The organism is Janthinobacterium sp. GW456P (assembly GCF_002127655.1).
Classification (GTDB): domain Bacteria; phylum Pseudomonadota; class Gammaproteobacteria; order Burkholderiales; family Burkholderiaceae_D; genus Janthinobacterium.
In genome coordinates this window covers 104,477-125,621 of sequence record NZ_NEHB01000015.1, presented here as the reverse complement: position 1 = coordinate 125,621, position 21,145 = coordinate 104,477, and the positions used below count along the sequence as shown (strand labels likewise).

18 protein-coding genes are annotated in these 21,145 nt (G+C 62.7%); 2 read left to right on the top strand and 16 right to left on the bottom strand.

Annotated features, from left to right (window positions below):
* Nucleotides 1–89 precede the first annotated feature (89 nt).
* Genes mmsB through CBW66_RS16050 form a run of 5 tightly spaced genes read right to left on the bottom strand, consistent with a single transcriptional unit; the run spans nucleotide 90 to nucleotide 5,598 of the window.
* Nucleotides 90–992 (bottom strand): 3-hydroxyisobutyrate dehydrogenase, encoded by a 903-nt coding sequence (mmsB, locus tag CBW66_RS16070; protein ID WP_086138716.1) that lies wholly within the window; start codon nucleotides 990–992, stop codon nucleotides 90–92.
* 23 nt (nucleotides 993–1,015) lie between these two features.
* Nucleotides 1,016–2,143 (bottom strand): enoyl-CoA hydratase/isomerase family protein, encoded by a 1,128-nt coding sequence (locus tag CBW66_RS16065; protein WP_086138715.1) that lies wholly within the window; start codon nucleotides 2,141–2,143, stop codon nucleotides 1,016–1,018.
* Entirely contained in the window at nucleotides 2,136–2,921 is a 786-nt protein-coding gene (locus tag CBW66_RS16060) for an enoyl-CoA hydratase (RefSeq protein WP_086138714.1), read from the bottom strand. Before CBW66_RS16060 ends, CBW66_RS16065 begins: the two co-directional genes overlap by 8 nt.
* Complete coding sequence (locus tag CBW66_RS16055) at nucleotides 2,918–4,078, bottom strand: acyl-CoA dehydrogenase family protein (protein ID WP_086138713.1); 1,161 nt, start codon at nucleotides 4,076–4,078, stop codon at nucleotides 2,918–2,920. The genes CBW66_RS16060 and CBW66_RS16055 overlap by 4 nt, the downstream gene beginning before the upstream one ends.
* A gap of 11 nt (nucleotides 4,079–4,089) precedes the next feature.
* Entirely contained in the window at nucleotides 4,090–5,598 is a 1,509-nt protein-coding gene (locus CBW66_RS16050) for a CoA-acylating methylmalonate-semialdehyde dehydrogenase (protein WP_086138712.1), read from the bottom strand.
* Nucleotides 5,599–5,755: 157 nt separating this feature from the next.
* Between CBW66_RS16050 and CBW66_RS16045 the strand changes: the two genes are divergently transcribed.
* Nucleotides 5,756–7,138 carry a short-chain fatty acyl-CoA regulator family protein gene (locus CBW66_RS16045; protein WP_086138711.1) on the top strand — a complete coding sequence of 461 codons (1,383 nt, stop codon included), beginning with the start codon at nucleotides 5,756–5,758 and terminating at the stop codon, nucleotides 7,136–7,138.
* Nucleotide 7,139: 1 nt separating this feature from the next.
* Here CBW66_RS16045 and CBW66_RS16040 read toward each other — a convergent pair whose 3' ends face one another.
* The 7 genes from CBW66_RS16040 to CBW66_RS16010 are packed head-to-tail and all read right to left on the bottom strand — an operon-like array spanning nucleotide 7,140 to nucleotide 14,078.
* Nucleotides 7,140–8,210, bottom strand: a complete 1,071-nt coding sequence (locus CBW66_RS16040; protein WP_086138710.1) for an adenosine deaminase — start codon at nucleotides 8,208–8,210, stop codon at nucleotides 7,140–7,142.
* A gap of 25 nt (nucleotides 8,211–8,235) precedes the next feature.
* Entirely contained in the window at nucleotides 8,236–9,180 is a 945-nt protein-coding gene (locus tag CBW66_RS16035) for a nucleoside hydrolase (protein WP_230492328.1), read from the bottom strand.
* A gap of 20 nt (nucleotides 9,181–9,200) precedes the next feature.
* Nucleotides 9,201–10,232, bottom strand: a complete 1,032-nt coding sequence (locus CBW66_RS16030) for an ABC transporter ATP-binding protein (protein WP_086138709.1) — start codon at nucleotides 10,230–10,232, stop codon at nucleotides 9,201–9,203.
* Between the two features lie 13 nt (nucleotides 10,233–10,245).
* Nucleotides 10,246–11,025, bottom strand: a complete 780-nt coding sequence (locus CBW66_RS16025; RefSeq protein WP_086138708.1) for an ABC transporter permease — start codon at nucleotides 11,023–11,025, stop codon at nucleotides 10,246–10,248.
* On the bottom strand, nucleotides 11,022–11,861 hold the full coding sequence (locus CBW66_RS16020) for an ABC transporter permease (RefSeq protein ID WP_086138707.1): 840 nt from the start codon (nucleotides 11,859–11,861) through the stop codon (nucleotides 11,022–11,024). The genes CBW66_RS16025 and CBW66_RS16020 overlap by 4 nt, the downstream gene beginning before the upstream one ends.
* 21 nt (nucleotides 11,862–11,882) lie before the next feature.
* Nucleotides 11,883–12,905: an ABC transporter substrate-binding protein gene (locus CBW66_RS16015; protein WP_227742058.1), complete on the bottom strand. Its 1,023-nt coding sequence runs from the start codon at nucleotides 12,903–12,905 to the stop codon at nucleotides 11,883–11,885.
* 57 nt (nucleotides 12,906–12,962) lie between these two features.
* On the bottom strand, nucleotides 12,963–14,078 hold the full coding sequence (locus tag CBW66_RS16010; RefSeq protein WP_230492329.1) for a porin: 1,116 nt from the start codon (nucleotides 14,076–14,078) through the stop codon (nucleotides 12,963–12,965).
* Nucleotides 14,079–14,305: 227 nt separating this feature from the next.
* Here CBW66_RS16010 and CBW66_RS16005 point away from each other — a divergent pair, with 227 nt between their 5' ends.
* Nucleotides 14,306–15,223, top strand: a complete 918-nt coding sequence (locus tag CBW66_RS16005) for a LysR family transcriptional regulator (protein WP_086138705.1) — start codon at nucleotides 14,306–14,308, stop codon at nucleotides 15,221–15,223.
* 8 nt (nucleotides 15,224–15,231) lie between these two features.
* Here CBW66_RS16005 and rsmA read toward each other — a convergent pair whose 3' ends face one another.
* The 4 genes from rsmA to CBW66_RS15985 all read right to left on the bottom strand — a co-directional run bounded on the left by rsmA (nucleotide 15,232) and on the right by CBW66_RS15985 (nucleotide 20,867).
* Nucleotides 15,232–16,011 (bottom strand): 16S rRNA (adenine(1518)-N(6)/adenine(1519)-N(6))-dimethyltransferase RsmA, encoded by a 780-nt coding sequence (rsmA, locus tag CBW66_RS16000; protein ID WP_086138704.1) that lies wholly within the window; start codon nucleotides 16,009–16,011, stop codon nucleotides 15,232–15,234.
* Between the two features lie 51 nt (nucleotides 16,012–16,062).
* Entirely contained in the window at nucleotides 16,063–17,112 is a 1,050-nt protein-coding gene (gene pdxA, locus CBW66_RS15995) for a 4-hydroxythreonine-4-phosphate dehydrogenase PdxA (protein ID WP_230492330.1), read from the bottom strand.
* Between the two features lie 19 nt (nucleotides 17,113–17,131).
* Nucleotides 17,132–18,526, bottom strand: coding sequence for a peptidylprolyl isomerase (locus CBW66_RS15990; protein WP_227742060.1), 1,395 nt, complete (start codon nucleotides 18,524–18,526; stop codon nucleotides 17,132–17,134).
* A 103-nt stretch (nucleotides 18,527–18,629) separates the two neighbouring features.
* Nucleotides 18,630–20,867 carry an LPS-assembly protein LptD gene (locus CBW66_RS15985; protein WP_086138702.1) on the bottom strand — a complete coding sequence of 746 codons (2,238 nt, stop codon included), beginning with the start codon at nucleotides 20,865–20,867 and terminating at the stop codon, nucleotides 18,630–18,632.
* Nucleotides 20,868–21,145: the final 278 nt, after the last annotated feature.

Here is a 21,145-nt window from a genome sequence, read left to right as displayed (position 1 = left end):
TGCAGCATAATGCATCTGTCTCCTCCAACTCTTCCAAGAATTGGATTTAGCCCGCTTTCACCAGCGGGCTTTTTTTTGTCCAAAATTCCTCAGGCGGGTTTATCCAAGCCCGGCTGCAGCATCTGCACGATGCTGGAGAAATCCTGCTGCGCATAGCCGGCTTGCGCATGCATCTGGTACAGCTGGCGCACCAGCCCGCCCAAGGGCGTGGGCGCGTTCGCCGCCAGGGCCGATTGCTGCGCCAGGCCCAGGTCCTTCAGCATCAGCGCCGTGCCGAAGCCGCCCGTGTAATTGCGCGACGCGGGCGTGCCTTCCATGACGCCGGGCCACGGGTTGTACACTTCCAGGGTCCAGTTGCGGCCCGAACTCTTGGCCATGATGTCGGACAACACTTTCGGATCCAGGCCGTGCGCCACGCCCAGGTTCAGCGCCTCGGCCGTCCCCGCCATTAGAATGCCCAGCAGCATGTTGTTGCAAATCTTCGCCACCTGGCCCGCGCCCGCCTCGCCCGCATGGAAAATGTTCTTGCCCATCTTTTCCAGCAGGGGACGCGCCTGCTGCAAGGCGGCATCGGAACCGCCGACGATGAAGGTCAGGGTGCCGGCCGCCGCGCCCGCCGTGCCGCCCGAGACGGGCGCATCGATCATGGCAAAGCCCCGCGCGCTGGCCGCCTGCGCCACTTGCCGCGCCACGTCCGCGGCGATGGTGCTGCAGTCGATGAACAGGGCACCGGGCTTGGCCGAGTCGAGCACGCCGCCGGCCGCCAGGTACAGTTCCTGCACATGCTTGTTGGCTGGCAGCATGGTGATGACGGCGTCCGCCGTCTGCACGGCCGCGCTGGCGGACGCGGCCGCCGTGGCGCCCGCCTCGACCAGCGAGGCCACGGCCGCCGGCGCCAGGTCGAACACGGACACGTGGAAGCCGGCGGCGACCAGGTTGCGGGCCATCGGCGCACCCATGTTGCCCAAGCCGATGAAAGCGATATGTTGCATGGTAAAAATCTCCTGTTTTTCTTTTAATGCAGATCCGCCAACGGATGCGTGCTCCACGGCGCGGTGAAATATTCTTCCAGATACGCTGCGCTGACGTCGGCCAGGCTGGCCGGCTGCCATTGCGGCGCGTTGTCCTTGTCGATCAACAAGGCGCGCACCCCTTCGCTGAAGTCGCCATGGGCGCAGCATTGCACGGCGACAATGAGTTCCAACTGGAACACTTGCGCCAGGCTCAGATGACGTGTGCGCTCGCGCATGGCCCACACGAGGGCCGCCGAGCTGGGCGCGCCCTTGTCGAGCGAATGGGCCGCCTTTTGCAGCCACACCGAATCGCCGTCATACGCGGCAATGGCGGCCACCACTTCGGGCAGGGTGGGCGCTTGCGTCAGCGCCGCGATGGCGTCGAAGTTGGCGCGCACTTCGGAGACGGGCAGCATGGACGCGGGCGCCGAGAAGCCGCGCAGCAGGCGGTCCAGCTGCGCGCTGTTCGCCTGCGGGCTGGCTTGCCATTGCGCCAGCGCCAGCGCATCGAGCACCATGGCGCGCTCTTCCTGGCGCAGGAAATAGTCGCCCAGGCCAGTAAACAACGCGTCGGCCGCGTTCAGCGGCGCGCCCGTCAAGCCCAGGAATAGGCCGCTGCGTCCCGGCATGCGGCCCAGGAACCAGCTGCCGCCCACGTCGGGGAACAGGCCGATCGTGATTTCCGGCATGGCAATGCGCGTGCTTTCCGTCACCACGCGATGGCTGGCACCGGCCATCAGGCCCAGGCCGCCGCCCATGACGATGCCGCCGCCCCATACCAGCAGCGGTTTTGCATAGGCATGGATGCGGTGGTCGAGCCGGTATTCCTCGGCAAAGAAGGCCAGCGCTTGCGGGTTCGGCACGACACCCGGTTGCTCGGCCACGGCCGCGCGCAGGCTGCGCACGTCGCCGCCCGCGCAAAAGGCCTTGTCGGTCGACGATTGCAGCACCACGCAGGCGACGGCATCGTCAGCGGCCCAGCGCACGAGGGCGCCGTCGATGGCGCGTATCATCTCCAGGGTCAGCGCGTGCAGGGACTTCGGCGCGTCGAGGGTGATGACGCCCAGCTTCATGCCGCCGGGGCAGTCGCGCTCCTCGATTTTCACGGTTTCAAGCAAAGTCTCAACCATTCTTCCACTCCGCCGGACGTTTTTCCAGGAACGCCTGCACGCCCTCTTTCTGGTCTTGCGTATCGAACAGGCCCAGGAACAGGGTGCGTTCATCGGGCAGGGAATCGACCAGCGGATGGCTGCGCGCACCCTGAATCAGGGTCTTGCACGCGGTCACGCTGCTGGGACTCTGGCGCGCCACCTTGGCGGCCAGGGCCAGCGCCGTGGCGGCAGCCTTGCCTGTCGGTACAACTTCCTCGACGAGGCCGATGGCCAGGGCCTTGGCCGCATCGACCCGCTCGCCGCACAGGATCATGCGCTTGGCCCAGCCTTCGCCCACCAGCCACGGCAAATGCTGCGTGCCGCCCGCGCACGGCAGCAAGCCGACCGAGGCTTCCGGCAAGGCCATCTGCGCATGTTCCTCGGCGATGCGGATATCGCAGGCCAGCGCGCATTCGAGTCCGCCGCCCATGGCATAGCCATTGATGGCGGCGATGCTGACGCCGCGAAACGCGGACAGCGCCTCGAACGCCTCGCCAAAGGCGGCGGCCATGGCGAACGCCGTGTCTTTGTTTCCGTCAGCAAACACGTTCAAGTCGGCGCCGGCCGAGAAGAACTTCGCGCCGCCGCCCGTGATCACGAGCGCGTACACGTCCGGATCAAGATTCAGATCGGCCACCAGCTGCGTCAGCGCGTTCAGGCTGGCCAAGGTCCACGTGTGGGCGGGCGGGTTGTCGAGGGTCACCAGGGCCGTATGGCCACGGCGTTCCAGCAGTAAATTTGTATACACTTTAGTCATCGTAAGGTCTCCGTGGCGCCGTCTTTCAAAATCGCTCGCGCGACGATCAGGCGCATGATTTCATTCGTCCCTTCCAGGATTTGATGTACCCGTGTGTCGCGCACGTGGCGCTCGAGCGGGTACTCGCGGATGTAGCCGTAGCCGCCGTGCAATTGCAGCGCGTCGTTGCACACGTTAAAACCCACATCCGTGGCGAACCGCTTGGCCATGGCGCAATATGCCGTCGCATCCGGGCTTTCCTGGTCCAGCTTCCAGGCCGCCAGGCGCACCATCTGGCGCGCCGCCACCAGCTCCGTCAGCATGTCGGCCAGCTTGAATTGCAAGGCTTGGAACTGGGCCAGCTCGCGGCCGAACTGCTTGCGCTCCTGCATGTAGACCTGCGCCCGCGTGAGGGCCGCCTGCGCCGTGCCCACCGAGCACACGGCGATATTTATGCGGCCGCCATCGATGCCTTTCATGGCAATCGCAAAGCCTTCGCCTTCCGCGCCCAGCAAGTTTGCGGCCGGCACTTTCACCTGGTCGAAGCTGATGATGCGCGTGGGCTGGCTGTTCCAGCCCATCTTTTCTTCTTTCTTGCCATACACGATGCCGGGCAGATTCGCCGGCACGGCAAAGGCGGAAATACCGGCCGCGCCCTCGCCGCCGGTACGCGCCATGACGATCAGCATGTCCGTCTGGCCCGCGCCCGAGATAAACGCTTTCGTGCCGTCCAGCACATAAAAGTCGCCTTCCTTCACCGCCTTCGTGCGCAAGGACGCCGCGTCGGAACCCGATTGCGGTTCCGTCAGGCAATAGCTGGCCAGCTTCTGGCCGGCGGCCAGGGCCGGTACCCATTCGTCGCACAGGGCTTCCTGCCCCCAGCGCGACAGCATCCAGGTGGCCATGTTGTGGATCGTGATGTAGGCCGTCGTCGAGGTGCAGCCGCCGGCCAGTTCCTCGAAGACGATGGCGGCATCCTGGCGCGACAGGCCCAGGCCGCCCCAGCGCTGCGGCGTGTACAGGCCGCAAAAGCCCATCTCGCCCGCCTTGGCGATGGTTTCCACTGGAAAGATCGATTCCGCATCCCAATGCGCCGCGTGCGGCGCCAGCTCCCCTTCGGCAAACGCGCGCGCCGCCTGCTGGAACTCGCGCTGCTCGTCGCTCAGTTCAAAGTCCATGGTCCAGCTCCTTACTTGAGGCTGATGGTGGTGTTGACCTTGCCCACCGAGGCCGCGTCCGTGAACCAGCGCTGGGTAATCGTTTGCGTCTGCGTGTAGAACAGCACCACCTGCTTGCCGAACGGGCCCAGGTCGCCCAGCTTGGAGCCGCGCGAGCCCGTAAAGCTGAACAGGGGAACGGGCACGGGAATCGGTACGTTGATGCCGACCTGGCCCACGTCGATTTCTTCCTGGAAGTAACGCGCGGCCGCGCCACTTTGCGTAAACAGCGCAGTGCCGTTACCGTTCGGATTCGCGTTCACCAAGGCAATCGCTTCATCGAGCGTGTCGACTTCGACGACGATCAGGACGGGGCCAAAGATTTCCTGGTCATACACGACCATGCCGGGTTTCACGCCAGACAAAATCGTCGGCCCGACGAAGTTGCCGTTCGGATAGCCATCGACCTTCACGTCGCGGCCATCGAGCGTCAGCACGGCGCCCTGCTCGATGCCCCTGGCGACCAGGCTGTGCACGCGCTCTTTTGCCGCGCAGGAAATCACGGGGCCCAGGTCGGGATTGTCCTTGCCCGCCCCCACCGTCAGGGTTTGCGCCTTGGCGGCCAGTTCCGGCAGCCACTCGCGCGCCTCGCCCACCAGCACGGCGACGGAGGCGGCCATGCAGCGCTGGCCGGCCGCGCCGAAACCGGCGCCCAGCAACTGGTTCAGGGTCTGTTCTTTATTTGCATCAGGCAAGACGACGGCATGGTTCTTGGCCCCCATCATGCATTGCGCGCGCTTGCCGTTCATGCTGGCGCGCTGGTACACATGCGTACCCACCTTGCTGGAGCCGACGAAGGAAATCGCCTTGATATCCGGATGGTCGCACAAGGCGTTGACGACGTCTTCGCCGCCGTGTATCACGTTCAGCACGCCGGCCGGGATGCCCGCCTGCAAGGCCAGGCGCACGAGTTTTTCCGTCACGAGCGGGTCTTGCTCCGATGGTTTCAGCACGAAGGTATTACCGCAGGCAATCGCCATCGGGAACATCCACAGCGGGATCATGGCGGGGAAGTTAAACGGGGKGATGCCGGCGCACACGCCCAGCGGCTGCAGCACGCTGTAGGTATCGACGCCGCCGGCCACGTTTTGCGCGAACTCGCCCATCTGCAGGGTGCCGATATTAGCCGCATGTTCCACCACTTCCAAGCCGCGGAAGACGTCGCCTTCCGCGTCGAGCAGAGTCTTGCCCTGTTCCATGGTCAAGGTGGCGGCCAGGTCGGCCATGTTTTCGCGGATCAGCTGTTGCAGCTTGAGGAAAATGCGGGCGCGCGCGCCGATCGGCGTCTTGCGCCAGGTTTTGAAGGCGCGCTGGGCCGAGGCGATGGCCGCGTTGACTTCATCGGGTGTGGCGAACGGCACCTTGGCCAGGACTTCCTGCGTGGCGGGGTTGACGACGTCGCGCCAGACGGTGGTGCGGGATTCAAGCCATTCGCCGTTGATCAGCAGTGGAACGGTCGGAATAGTGTTTTGCGTGGTCACTCGGTGTCTCCTCGTTGGGGTATAGGTCTGTTTGCATTATTCGCACAATCCCCAGCGCAAACAAGGCGTGAAAATGCGAGATAATGCAAAGACGAATCTGTTAATCTGCAAAGATTGTAAATTTGCAGATTCCACAAACCGGAGATGAGGAAACGCGATGGCAAAGGTTTTCATGGGCGTGCGCCTGCAGCGGCTGCGCGAAGAACGGCGCATGACGCAGGTGGCGCTGGCCAAGGCCCTGGGCATCTCGCCCAGCTACCTGAACCAGATGGAGCGCAACCAGCGCCCCCTGACAGTGCCAATCCTGCTGCGCATCGGCACGGTGCTGGGCGTCGATCCGCAAATTTTTTCCGAACACGACAGCGCCAGCCTGGTGGCCGACGTGCGCGACGTGTTCGGCGAATTGCCCGACGCGCCGCCCACCTCGATGGCGGAATTGAAAATGCTGGTGGAAAACATGCCGGAACTGGCGCGCTCGATTTTGCTCTTGCAGCGGCGCTACCGGGTGATGGCGGAACGAGCCGACACCCTGGCCGCACGCCTCGACGACGGCAGCCGCGGCGCCAGCTCGGCGGCTCCGTCCACGGACGAGGAAGTGCGCGAATACCTGAACCGGCGGCAAAACTATATCGATGAACTGGACCGGGCGGCCGAGCGGGTGGCGGGCGATCTCGATCCCTCGCTGCGCACGCTCGACGCGCTGCAAGGCCGGCTGCTGGAGCGCCACGGCATCCAGGTGCGCTTGTCCGATGGCGACGCGGGCATGGTACGCAAGCACCGCTACGACGCCCAGCAACAGATCCTGTTTCTGCCCGATACTCTGACGGGCGGCCAGCGCGCCTTCCAGATGGCGGCGCAAATCAGCCTGCTCGAGCACAGCGACTTGATCGACGCGCTCGTGCTGGCGGCAGGACTCTCCGGCTCGGCCGCGCAGACGGGCGCGCGCCTGGCGTTTTCCAATTATTTCGCGGGCGCCCTGCTGATGCCGTATCAACGCTTCCTGCAGGCGGCGGAAACGCGCGCCTACGATATCGAGCGCCTGGCGCACCAGTTCGGCGTGGGCTTCGAAGCCGTGTGCCACCGTTTGAGCACCATGCAGCGCCCCGACGCGGCGGGCTTGCCGTTTTTCTTCGTGCGCGTCGACCGCGCGGGCAATGTCTCGAAGCGCCAGTCGGCCACGGATTTTCACTTTTCCAGGGTGGGCGGCACGTGTCCGTTGTGGATCGTCTACGACGCCTTCAGCCATCCGGGCCAAGTGCTGACGCAAGTGGCCAGCATGCCCGACGGCTGCACGTATTTATGGATCGCGCGCCAGGTCAGCACGGCCTCGCCGGGCTTCCGCGCGCCCGGTAAAACCTTTGCCGTGGCGCTGGGCTGCGATATCTCGCAGGCGCACCGCCTGATCTATTCGAAGGGACTCGATTTGCACGACCCTTCCAGCGCCACGCCGATCGGCACGGGCTGCAAGGTGTGCGAGCGCCAAAGCTGCCCGCAGCGGGCGTTTCCGTCGCTGCTGGCCCCGCCACCGGCATCGGCCTGATTTACTCGACGACTCTTGCCCGCAACGCGTCGAATTCGCGCGTAAATTGCGCGCGCCAGTCGCGCCGCGTGGACTCGTCTATCCAGGCCGCGTCGAGGCCATTCAACATGAAGCCGCGCATGTCGTCGAGGCCGAAGCCGAATTCGCGCATCATCATCCAGGCGCCCGTCGGCGTCACGTGGTGCAGGGTCGGATCGTCCGTGTTCGGATGCAGTTTCAGGCCCAGCTTGGCCATGGCGCGGATCGGGTGATCGAGCGCCCAGCGCTCGGGCGCCAGGGTGCGCAAATAATACGAATTGGTGGGCACCACGGTAAACACCAGGCCCCGTTCCACGCAGCGCTGCGCCAGCTCCGGATTGTCGACGATGGTATAGCCGTGGTCGACCCGGTCCACCTGCAAGTCATCAATCGCCGTCGCCACGTTCATCCATGGCATGCCGAATTCGCCCGCATGCGCCGTGCATTTGAAACCGGCTGCGCGCGCAGCGCGGTAGGCTTCGATGAAGAGTTCCGGCGGACGGTCGTTTTCGCGGTAATCGATGCCGATGCCGATGACTTCCGGCGCGCGGTAGGCCTTCATCCACTCCACCATCTGCACGGCTTCCGCGGGCGCCGCTTCGCGGTCGATGCTGGGGATCAAACGGCCGATCACGCCAAAATCCCTTTGCGCGTCGCGGATGGCGGCCACGATGGCGTCCTGCGCCGATTCGTAGCGGATGCCCGAGACGCGCACGGTGCCGGTCGGGTTCCAGAAGAACTCCGCGTAGCGCACGCCGTGGCCATGCGCGTCTTCCAGGTATTCGTAGGCGAGGCAATACAGGTCCGTCGGCGAAACGATCAGGTGCGCGTCGAGCGCGCGCAGCACGCGCAGCACGCCGACGGGCTTGTCACCGCGCGTGTAAAACGCGTCGATTTCCTCGGGGGTGACGACATTGCCCGTCTTGGCGGCCAGCGCGCGGAAAGTGGCCTGGCGCACCGTGCCAAACAGGTGGCAATGCAGCTCCACTTTCGGCATGGCGCGTAAAAACTGTTCGATGCTCAGGGCAGGCAGGGTGTCGGCAGGATTAGACATGAAGCTCGTTTCGTAGTGAAGTGGGTCAGACGAGAATGGCGGCCAGGCGGCGCATCAGGCGCTCGATGGCGGCCGGGCCATCGGCCAGCATCGCCACTTGCGTGTTGATGGCGGCGCGGCGCGGCACGCGGAATTCGCACACCGTCATGCCGCGCGTCAGTTCGCCCGTCAATTCGATGGCCACGTGAGCCGGCTGAAACTGGAACAGCTGCGGCGCTTCCAGATACAGGGCCACCACCGGGTCGTACATGGGCATGGGCACGGAACCGTCGGCGCTGCGGATGCGCACATACGCTTCCAGGTAGCCGGCCAGACGTAGCGCGCGCGGCGTGCCGAGGGCGCGCAGGCGTTCCACTTCCGCATTCGTCACCAAGAGCTGGCGGCACAGGTTCAGGCCGAACATCCGCAGCGGGATACCGGCCTTGAACACCTGGGCGGCCGCTTCCGGGTCCGCATAGATGTTGAATTCGGCCGCCGCCGTATGGTTGCCCTGGTCGGTCGAGCCGCCCATCAGGACGATTTCGACGATTTTTTCGGCGATATCGGGCGCGCGCGTCAAGGCCGTGGCCAGGTTGGTCATCGGCGCGATCGCCATGATGGTGATCTGGCCAGGGTGAGCGCGCACGGCGGCGATCAGCGCGTCGACGGCATGGCCTGCCGCATCCGTGGCCGCGCCCGGCGGCAGGATCTCGCCCGTGGTGGGCATGCCGCTGTCGCCGAGGATGCGCTGCGCCGTTTCGATAACGCCGGCCAGCGGTTCTTCGCAGCCGCGGTAGATCGGCACCGTCAATCCGTCATGGGCCTTGATGCGCAAGGCGTTGTCGTAAGTGATGGCGACGGGTGCATTGCCCGCCACCACGCTCACGCCCAGCCACTCGATGTCGGGATTGCTGCCCAAGAGCAGCATCGTCAGCCAGTCGTCGAAACCGGGATCGGTGTCGAGCCAGATCTTTTTCAAGGCTTGGGTCATGATGGTCTCAGCTTAAAAAATCAGGCAGCCAGCCACAGGGCGCTGTCGGACGGCAGTACGAAGGAAACGGCCGTGCCTTCGCGCCAGGCGGCGCCGCCGGCCGCGCAAATACCCTTGACCTGGCCCAGCGGCGTTTGCAGCAGGTACTCGACGGTGTCGCCCAGGAAGCCGCGCGCCAGCACGGTGCCCGGATACTGGCCGCTCGCATCGTCGGCAGCGCACACGCGCACCTTGTCCGGACGCCAGCCCAGCACCGTGGTGCCGGCAGCGACGGGAGACGTGTACGGCAGGCTGGCACCGGCGTGGTGCAGCGCGCCGTCGCGGTAGTCGAACAGGTTTTCGAAGCCCATGAAGTTGGCGACGAAGCGCGTGGACGGCGTATTGAACACGGCTTCCGGCGCGGCCAGCTGCTCGATGCGCCCGCCATTCATGACGACGATGCGGTCGGACAGGGCCAGCGCTTCTTCCTGGTCATGCGTCACGTACAGCATGGTGATGCCCAGTTCGCGCTGGATGCGGCGCAGCTCGGCGCGCATCTGCACGCGCAGCTTGGCGTCCAGGTTCGACAGCGGTTCATCGAGCAGCAGCAGGGCCGGTTCGACGACGATGGCGCGCGCCAGCGCCACGCGCTGCTGCTGGCCGCCGGACATCTGCGCCGGCAAGCGCGTCTCGAACCCCGTCAGTCCCACGGCGGCGATCACGGCTTCCACTTTGGTTTTCAGCAGGGCCGGCGCGACCTTGCGCAAGCGCAAGCCAAAGGCGATGTTGTCGTACACGTTCAGGTGCGGGAACAGCGCGTACGACTGGAACACCATGCCGATATTGCGCTTGTTCGGCGCCAGCTTGCCGATCTCGCGGCCATCGAGCACGATGCGGCCCGACTGCAGCGGCATCAGGCCGGCAATCGCGCGCATGGTGGTGGTCTTGCCGCAGCCGCTGGGGCCCAGCAGGGAAATCAGTTCGCCCTGCTCGACGTGCAAATCCAGGTCTTTCACGGACGTCGTGTTCTTGGCGTAGCCGAGGTTCAGCTTGTGCAGTTCCAGATAACTCATCGTGTGTTGCCTCTTACATGTATTTAGAAATGCCCAGCACCTTCTCGGTCACCATCACGAAGGCCATGGTGAACAAGACCAGCAGGGTCGACAGGGCGGCGATCGACGGATCGAAGCTGTTTTCCATATGGCCCAGCATCTCGATCGGCAAGGTGCTGATGCCGGGCCCCGTCAGGAACAGCGAGACGGGCACCTGGTTGAACGAGGTCACGAAGGCGAGGAAGAAGGCGGCGATCACGGCGTTGCGGATGTTCGGCAGCACGATCATGAAGAAGGCGCGCAGACGCGACGCGCCCAGAGTGATGGCGGCATCCTCGATATCGACGCGCAGGTTCACCAGGCTGGCGTACACGACGCGCACCGAGTACGGAATCAAGAGCGCGATATGGCCGATCAGCAGGCCCGCGTACACGGGCGCGTTAATCGTCAGCACCAGGTGGTGCAGCAAGCCCAGACCCACGAGGATGGCGGGAATGATCAGCGGCGACGTCAGGATTTGCCGGATGGCGCCGATGCCGGGCGGCGGCATGCGCGAAAACGCATACGCGACGGGTATGCCCAGCAGCAGTGCGATGACGGTGGCGATCAGGCCGATTTCCAGGCTGGTCTGGAAGGCACGGCGAAATTCGGGCGCAGCCCACACTTCGAGGATCCAGCGCAGCGAATACGACTCGGGCGGGAAGGCCAGCGTTTCGCCGCCGCTAAAACCCGCCAGCACGACGATGGCGAAAGGCCCCAGCAGGAACAAAAACACCAGCCACAGGACGGCACGTGAAAACAGGCTTTCTTTCATACGGAACTCCGGCTCGAGGAAATACGTTTAAGGCCGGCATTCACCAGCAGGGTCATGCAGACGAGGATGACGGCGATGACGTTGGCCGCGCCGAAATCGCTCTCCACGCTGACCTTCTGGTACAGCAGCGTTTCCAGCATCAGCACCTTGGTGCCGCCCAGCAAGGCCGGCGTCACATAGGCCGTCACGCAGCCCGTAAATACCAAGGTGCCGCCGACCACCAGGCCTTCCTGCGTCAGCGGCAGGGTGACCTTGCAAAACACTTGCCAGGGATTCGCGCCCAACGTTGCCGCGGCCGGTTCCACGTCGCGCGGCAGGTTTTCCAGCGCGCCCGCCAGCGACATCAGCATCAGCGGCAACAGCAATTGCAGCAGGCCGACGAAGACGGCGAATTCGCTGAACAGCAAACGCAGCGGCTCGTCCGTGAAGCCCATGTTGACGAGCGCCGCGTTGAGGGCACCGTTACGGCCCAGCAACACGATCCAGGCGTAGGTACGCGCGATCGGCGAGACCATCAGCGGCAGGATCATCATGCCCACCACCAGACCGCGCCACTTCGGCGACACGCGCGCCACCGCTTGCGCGGCCGGATAGCCGAGGATGACGGCCGCCAGGGTCACCAGCGCGGCGATGCGCACGGTGCGCCAGAAGATGGTGCGGTTGAATTCCTGCGAGAAGAATTCAACGAAGCGCGCAACACCCCACTGCATGCCGTCGCCGACGCGGAAGGCGTCGACCAGCAAGGCCAGCACGGGCAGCAGGAAGCAGACGACGATAAAGATCAGCGCCGGCAGGACCAGCAGCAGTCCCACGCGCTTTTTTGGATCAGCAAACATGGTGTTTTCTCCTCGTCACCACTATTTGCTCATGGCCTTGTTCCACTGCGTCATCCAGTTGCTGCGCTGCTTGATGATGGTTTCCGGCTTGACGAACTTCAGCGAGCTGATTTGATCGGCGCCATAGGTATTGAATTGCGCGGCCGCCACCGACAAGCGCACGTCCTTGTTGACGGGCGAGTCGACCAGGTTGGTCGCCAGCTGCGTCTGCACTTCCTTGGACAGCCAGAAATCCATCAGCTGGTAGGCCAGGTCCGCGTTCTTCGAGCCGGCGACGATGCCCATCACGTTCATGCCGGCCGCCTGGCCTTCGGCCGGGATGCTCCATTTCAGGGGCAGGCCCGTCTTGAGCATTTGCGACCAGGTAAAGCGCGCCACGGGCGCGGCCCAGATTTCATCCTGGGCAAACAATGCCGCCAGCTGCGCACTGTTTTTCGAGAACGTGACGACGTTGCCCTTCATGCCGACGATCTTGGCAAAGCCGGTGGCGTAGTCGTCCGTCTTGCCGCCCCAGGCCGCATCGGCCATGCGCAGCATCAAGGGGCCCTGCGTGGTGCTCACGTCGGGGAAGGCCACGCGGCCCTTCAGTTCGGGGCGCCACAGGTCCTTCCAGGACGTCAGCGGGGCAACCTTGTCGCTGCGGTACACCAGGCCCACCGAATACAGCGTGTAGCCGACGGCGTAGTTGCCGCCGATCGGGTTTTTCGCCACGTCGTACAGGGCCTTGTAATTGCTCAGTTTGGAGTAATCCATGGGCTGGATCACGCCCTTTTGCGCCGCTTCCAGCATGCCGGAATCGGACAGCAGCACCAGATCGATCACCGGATTCTTGGCGTGCACCACCAGCTTGGCGATGCGGTCCGCGTTATTCCCCGTTTCCACCTTGATATCGCAACCGCATTTGGCCTTGAACGGCTCGTACACATACTTCATGAACAAGGGCTGGGCAATCGGATAGGCCGAAATGACCAGCTCGCGTTTTTCCGCGTGGGCGGCGTTGGCCAGCAAGCCTAGGCTCAACGCCAACATGAGGTGCTTTTTCAAGATGCTTCCTTTCAGGGGACGGCGCTGCGGGACAGCGCCTGTAAAGATGAATCAGTGTCAGAAATAATGTCGCATGCCGACGATCAGGACGCTCTGCGTCTTGCCGCCCGAGGCGCCGAAGCCGAACACGCGGGCGAACGTCGCATCACCGGCGGCCTTCTGGTAGCTCCAGGTGATGGCGACATCGGTGCGCTTGGACAGGAAGTAATCGGCCTGGAAGTTGACCTGATGCCATTTCGGCGTCTTGTTGATCACGTCGTATTTACCGGTGGTGTAGAAATACGAGGCGCCCAGGTTCAACGCTTCCGTCAGCTTGTGGTTCACGTTCAAGTCCACGTTTTGCAGGGTCAGATTGCTTTGATCCAGGTAGTGATAGCGCACGTTGGTGTACAAGGCGCCAAACTTGGTCTTGCCCACATTATAAAAGCCTCCCGTGCCGGCGATGGCCTGGCTGTCCACGCCGGCGCCCTTGACGGCGCTCTTGTTGAAGATCAACAGGGAACTGGCATAATCATTGCCGATGGCGCCATTCGGCGCATCGGGGCTGTTCGGGCGATCCATCTTGGTATAGGCGACGGCCCAGCTGAAGGCATCGACCTTGTAGCCGGCGCCCATGCTGTAGACGCGGTTGCGGTTCGAATCTTCCGGGTTCTCGCTGAAACCATACAAGCCCGTGAACGACAGGTTGCTGATGTTCGGGCTGACATACTTGACGGCATTTTGCACGCGCAGGTTGTTGTAGCCATTGTCATTGTCGCCGATGTGCACGCCGTTACTGGCGATGACCACCGGGCCCAGCAGGTCCTTGACGGCCTCATACTGGCGGCCCAGCGTCAAGGTGCCCTTGTCATTGCTGGACAAGCCTACATACGACTGGCGGCCGAACAGGCGGCCACTTTGCGAGGCCGTGCCCGTCATCACGTTAAAACCGTTTTCCAGTACGAAGATAGCCTTGGTGCCGTCGCCCAAGTCTTCCTGGCCGCGAAAGCCGATGCGCGGATTCTGATTCGTGCCGCTCAGCGCATGCGTGCGGCTGCCCTTGCCCTCATCCGACACATAGCCGATCCCGGCCGACAGCAAGCCATACACCTGCACGCTGCTTTGCGCGTGCGCCACACCCTGCGCCGCCAGCAAGCCACCCGCCACCATCGTTCCCGTCATCCATTTGTTCATCGCCGCCACCCTAAAAAGAATAAACCCTGAGTTTTTTTGGAATTATTTTATTGATGCGTCCCTTGCCTGGCGCACCGCCAAGAGTGCCGACGCCGCATTCCAGGCTCTTCTCCCGAAAATTGTTGCTTTCAAGACAAGTAAGGACCAGTCCAGAATATGGTAAATTGCCGGATAAGAAAATTTGTTTATTTTTATAAATCCATTACTTTTTCTAATAAGCAACACCCATGCATGAACTGAGCAAGAAAATTTCCTTACGACATTTGCAAGCGTTTGCCACCCTAGCCCGGGTAAACAGCTTCAGCAAGGCCGCACAGGAATTGTGCGTGACCCAGCCGGCCCTCAGCGCCTCGATCAAGCTGCTGGAAAATCAGCTGGGAAAAAAGTTGTTTAACCGCACAACCCACCAGTTGGAACTGACGCGCGAAGGCAGGCTGGCGCTCGACTACGCCACGCATTTATTGAATACGGCGAGCAATACCTTTGCCGATATCCAGCGCGCCATCGGCAGCGGCCGGCATCGTATCCGCATCGGCGCGATCCCGTCTGCCATGGCGATGACGGCCGTCGTGGTGGCGCGCTACTGCGAGCAGCATCGCGATGAAGTGGAAATTGTCTTGTCGGACATGCCCAACGACGGCTTGCTGCATGCGCTGCATTCGGGCCAGCTGGACTTTTGCGTGGGCATCGAAGTGCCCGGTTCCGTGTCGCTGGAAAGCGTGGGCCTGTTCGAAGACGAGCTGGTGCTGGTGACGGCGGGACGCCATGCGCTGGCGCCGCTGAAGGAAGTGCGCTGGGACCAGCTGGCGGGCCAGGAAATCGTCGTGTTTACCAAGGGCAGCATCTGGGAGTTCGCCTCGAGCGCCCTGCGCCAGCATGGCTTGAGTCCGTCAAACCTGTACCAGATGATACACAGCGAATCGCTGTACGGCGTGGTGCGCGCCGGCATCGCCGTGGGCATCATGCCCAGCCTGTACACGACCTTCCTCAACGACGAGGACCTGCACGTGGCCCCGCTGCGCCAGCCCACGTGCAAACGCAAGATCGCCCTGATGCGGCGCAATGAAATCAGCCGCAACCACCATGTCGACGACTGCTTTTCAGCCCTGCGGCAAGACCTGCAGCAAGTGGACCAGTGGTTTTAAGTTAAAACTCAAGCAGGTGCCTTCAGCAGATTCGCCAAGGCAACATACTGCTCCAGCCCCACGGTTTCCGGACGCAGGGTCGGGTCGATGCCGGCCGCCTTGATCTGCTCTTCCGTAAACATGCCGGCCAGGCAGTTGCGGATCACCTTGCGGCGCTGCGAGAACGCCTTCATGACCACCGCTTCCAGGGTTTCCTGGTCGCAGGCCAGGCGCTCGGCCACGGGAATCATGCGCACGATGGCCGATTCCACTTTCGGCGGCGGGTCGAACGCCGTCGGCGGCACGATGAACAGCAAGGACATGTCATAGCGCCATTGCAGCATCACGGACAGGCGGCCATACGCCTTGCTGCCCGGTTCGGCCACCATGCGTTCGACCACTTCCTTTTGCAGCATGAAATGCTGGTCCTGCACCAGCGGCGCGAAGTCCGCCAGGTGGAACAGCAGCGGGCTGGAAATGTTGTATGGCAAGTTGCCCACGATGCGCAGCTTCTGGCCGGCCGGCACGGGGATTTGCGCGAAATCGAATTTCAGCGCGTCGCCCGAGTGGATCGTCAGCTTGGCCGGGTTGAAGGTCTTTTCCAGGCGCACGATCAGGTCGCGGTCCAGTTCCACCACGTGCATCTGTTTCAAATGGCGCAGCAGCTGCTCCGTCATGGCGCCCAGGCCGGGGCCGATCTCGACCATGGCATCGTCCGGCTGCGGCCCGATGGCGGCCGTGATGTCGTCGAGGACGAAGCGGTCATGCAGGAAATTCTGGCCAAAGCGTTTGCGGGCAACGTGTTTCATATTCTGTTTTTCTATTCTAGAGGCGGTGTAGCGGGGTAAAACCGGGGGGGATCAGGCGCGGGTGCTGGCGCGCAGCATGCCGAGCGCCGTTTGCAGCGCCTGCTCCATGCTGTGGCAATCGGCCAGGCCCAGCCCTTGCGCGGCCAAGTCCAGCGCCGTGCCGTGGTCGACCGAGGTGCGTATCAGCGGCAAGCCCAGGGTGATATTGATGCCGCGTCCGAAGGTCGCGTATTTCAGCACGGGTAAACCCTGGTCGTGGTACATGGCCAGCACGCAGTCGGCGTCCGCCAGATATTTTTGCTGGAACAGGGTGTCGGCCGGGTACGGTCCGCGCGCATCGATACCGCGCGCTTGCGCCGCGGCAATCGCCGGGGCGATGACATCGATTTCCTCGCGCCCCAGATAGCCGCCCTCGCCCGCGTGCGGGTTCAGGCCGGTGACGAGGATGCGCGGCGCGGCGATGCCGAATTTCTGTTGCAGATCAAGGTGAATGATATCCAGCGTGACGGCCAGGCTGTCCATCGTGATGGCAGCGGACACGTCTTTCAATGGCAAATGCGTGGTGGCCAGCGCCACGCGCAGGGTCGGCTCGCCATGGCCCGGTTCGCCGGCCAGCATCATCACCACTTGCGGCGTGCCGGTTTGTTCTGCCAGGTATTCCGTATGCCCGGAAAACGCCACGCCCGCGTCGTTGATCGTGCTCTTTTGCAAGGGGGCCGTGACCATGGCGCCAAACCAGCCGGCGGCTATGCCTTCCACGGCCGCGTCCAGGGTAGCAAGCACGGAACGCCCGTTTTCCTTGTCGAGCACGCCAGGAATGACATTGTTCACAGTGGGAATATCGATCACGGCCAGGCGGCCGGGAGCGAACTGGGGCAAGCCGCTGTTGCGCACGGCTTGCAGCGACAGCGCCGCCAGGCGGATCTCCGGATCGATCAGGCTGGCCGTCAGCGCCAGGAAGGCGGCGTCGCCCAGCAGAATGCAGTTGACTTCATTGCGCATGGCCCAGGCGGCGCGGATCGAAATTTCCGGGCCGACACCGGCCGGTTCGCCGCAAGTGATGGCGATGGCCGGGCGGCGGGCGGCGGGCAAGTTACTCATGCGTAAAAGGACAGCAGCATTACTGGTCATCCGCGCGGAATTCGACGTAAGCACGGTCGCGCACTTCGCGCGCCCAGTTTTCCGTCGCTTCTTCCAGCTTGCGCTCGCGCAAGGCATTGCGTGCGGCAGCGCGTTTCTTCTCTTTCGACACGTCGTCGCTCTTACGTTCCAGCACTTCGATCAGATGGAAGCCAAAGCTCGATTCGATCGGCTGGCTCACTTCGCCCGGTTTCAGCGCATTCATCGCCGTTTCAAATTCCGGCACGGTGTCGCCCGGATACAGCCAGCCCAAGTCGCCGCCTTTGGCCGCGGAACCGTCGTTCGAGAACAAACGGGCCAGGTCTTCGAACTTGGCGGCCTTGTTGTCGAGACGTTCTTTCAATTCCAGCAGTTTGCGCTTGGCTTCGGCCGCCGACAGGGTTGGCGTCACTTTCAGCAGGATATGGCGGGCATGCGTCTGCTGCACGGCGGCGACAGCTTGCGCCTCGGCAGCGCTGCGGCGGTCCACCAGTTTCAGGATATGGAAGCCCGTGTTGCTCTTGATGATGGGCGTGATCTGGCCCGGCTTCAATTTCAGCAATTGCTCCGTGAACAGGGGCGGCAGGCGGTCGCTCTGGCGCCAGCCGATATCGCCGCCGCTCAGCGCATCGCTGGCGTCGGAATAGGTGGCGGCCATCTTGGCGAAATCGGCGCCCGTGCGCAGCTGGCGGCTGACTTCTTCGGCGCGCGCGCGGCGTGCGGCGATCTGTTCGGGGCTGGAGTTTTCCGGAATGCGCACGAGAATTTGCGCCAGGTTCAGCTCCACCTGTTCGCTGGCTGCCGCTTTTTCCGCTTCCAGGAAGTTATCCACTTCGGAATCGGAAATCTGGATCTTGGCGTCGACTTCGTGCTCGCGCAAACGCTGCATGATGATTTCATCGCGGATTTCTTCGCGGAAGGTCGCAAACGGCGTGCCTTCCTTTTCCATCTGGTTGCGCAGCTCTTGCACCGTCATCTTTTGCTGTTCAGCAATACGGCCAATCGCGCGGTCCAGGGTCAGGTCATCCACGCGCACGCCCATTTCCTTGGCCAGCTGCATTTGCGCGCGCTCGACAATCATGCGTTCCAGCAATTGGCGGCGCAGGTCGGCAGGGTCGGGAAGCGGGATATTCTGCGCCTTCATGCGCTGCTCCACGCTCTTGATGCGGGCCGCCACTTCATTGCGCGTGATCACGTCGTCATTGACGACAACGGCGATGGAATCGATGGTCTGGCCACTGCTCGACGCAGGGGGCGTGAAGCCCTTGACTGGCGCTGGGGCAGCGGCAGCGGGCTTGGCCGCAGGCGCTGGCGCAGCCTGTTGCGCCCAGACACTACTGGTCGTGGCGCCGGAAATGGCGCACAACAAGACCGTTGCAATTTTGAGTTGGTGCATACTGGCATTACGCATAATGTGTAGAGCGCTCATGAGTTCAGGTGAATAAAAAAACCGGTTTGTGCCAGCGCCGGGGACACCGGCGGTGGCAACGGTGACTATCTTAACGGAGTGGCTGGCTCAATGTCTGGTAACCAGGAATAGTTTTTGTAAAAGTTTCCAGGCCATTCGCGCCCAGGCCCAGGCCACTCGACAAGCCCGTCAATTCCAACTGGAAGAAGATCGGCGTCGAGACAGTCTTGGTCGTCGTCACGAAACGCTGCGCCCCCATGCGGAACACCCAGCAGTCGCCCTTGTATTCGAGGCCGACCAGGCTTTCCAGTATGCTGCGATCCTTGATGGAGTAACTGATGCGACCCACGCCATACAGGCGGTCCGTCAACGGCCATTGCGTCGACACTTCCGCATTACGCAGCACGCCACGTTGAAAACGGTTACTGAAATTCAATACTTTCTTGGCACCAGGCTGATATTGGAAGGTGTAGTTGTAGCTCATCAACTGGCGATCGCTGGGATTGTACTGCACCAGGCTGTCGACGGCCCAAGTCTCGGACACGCGGCCCGTTGCGGCCAGCAGGATATCGGAACGCGACTGGTTGACGGGCGTGGTCGAGTTGAGCTGCACGCGCTGGTCGGCAAAATAGAAACGCTGGCCGAAGGTCAGGCGCATGCGCTCCGTGCCGTCCGCCTGCAGGAAGCGCGAGACGACGGCGGCCGTGACCTGGTTGGCGTCGCCGATGCGGTCGCTGCCGACAAAACGGTTTTCCGTGAAGATCTGCGTCAGGTTGAACGTGCCATCGGCCGTGTCGAAGTTCGGAAACTGCGACTGGTCGCGGTACGGCGTGTAGACGTAGAACAGGCGCGGCTCCAGGGTTTGCGTGCCGCCCTTGGTGCCAAACAGATTCGTGTCGCGTTCAAACACCAGGCCGCTGTCGACCGAGAAGGTCGGTACGGCGCGCGTAAACGAGGTCGTTTTAAACAGCGCCTTGGTCCGAGCGTCATTGTCGAGCTGATACGCGCTGGCATTAAGCATCAGCTTGGGCGTGATGAAGTAGCCAGGGCGCATGATGGGAAAACTCAGCTGCGGCACGGCCACGAGACGCGAGCCTTGCACCTGTGTCGGATGCGCGAAGCGCGTCGCTTCCGCGTCAAAGGTCCAGTCGAAACCGCCCCAGACATCGTATTTGCCAGCATGGAAGTTCACCGCCGGCAAACGGTCATACGGGCGTGGCACGACCACATTGGGATCGGGATCCTGCAGCACCTGGTAATTCTGCACGCGCGCCGTCAGGCTCCAGTCCTCGGTACGATAATCGGTGCGCAATTCGCGCAGCAACTGGCGCTCGGTGGCGGTGGCGACGTTTTTCGAAAAATCGTTGGGGTAATTATTATCGGACGCTTCGCGCAGATCCCAGCTGTAACTCCAGCCCTTGGCCAGCGCCTGCTCATGCTTGGACTTGATCATGTAGCGGTTGGTCTTGGTCTGCTTGTCGTTCGGCAAAAACTCAACCGACGTTTCACCGCTGTACAAGCCGGCATCCGTCTCGCCCATGTAGCGGCCCGTCGCACCGAGCTGGATGCCGCGCCGCTGGATGTAGCGCGGATACAGGGTCAGGTCGCGGTTCGGCGCGATGTTCACGTAATACGGCATCAGCAGCTCGAAACCGTTCTTCGAGGCAAAGCCCGGCGTGGGCGCCAGCCAGCCCGAGCGGCGCGCACCCGACAACGAAAACGACATGCCCGGCGTGCCCAGAATCGGCACGTCCTTGAAATAGATGATGGTCTTGCTGCCCGTGCCCACGTCGCGGCCGGTATCGAGGTTCAAGGTGCTCGATTTCAGGTACCAGTCCGGATTCGGCCCTTCGCAGGTACTGTAGGTGCCTTCGATAACATTGGCTTCGTCTGGATTGATGAAGTCGACGCGCTCGGCCTTGCCCTGGCCGCCGCCCACTGCGAAGCGGTAAGTCGGGTTGAGCAGGAAACCCTTGCCGGTCTCCATGTTCAGCTTCAGGACGTCACCCGTGTAGTAATCGCCGAAACGCCACATCTTGATATGGCCCTCGGCGTCGAACTGATCTTCAACTTGTTTGTAACAAGCTGTATCGGCCGTCATTTTTGTGGTTTTTCCGCGCTCAATCACGACATTCTTGTCGAGATTGATCTCTCTTTCCGGTCGACCGTTCATGCTGTTCGCCGTCATGACGGTGGGCGCGTCGGGATCTTCCACATGAACCGGACGCGGTGCTTTCTGGGCGTGGACAGGCACCGTCGTGGCGGCGACGAGCGCGCTGATGGCGAAAGCCCAGCGCTGCGAAGGGGGGGAGGCCGAAAACCAGCTCATGAATTGGAAGGGGCAAGCACCATTGACAGGCGATTTTTTGATTTGAATCCCTTATTATATGGGAATCTGTGCGACACGCCTTAAAGCTCGGGTAGCTGGCCCCGGTCGCAACGTAGTAGAAACGGCGAGCAGCGCAGGAACTGCGCAGGCAAATCACTGGATTACCAGTGATAAAACAGTGAGGGACACCCAGGAGTACCCATTCTTGGCAAGCCAAGACACGCTACGAGAAGGTGCCTTGTCAGTCTTATACGCCCGCCGAATCATCGGCGAACAGC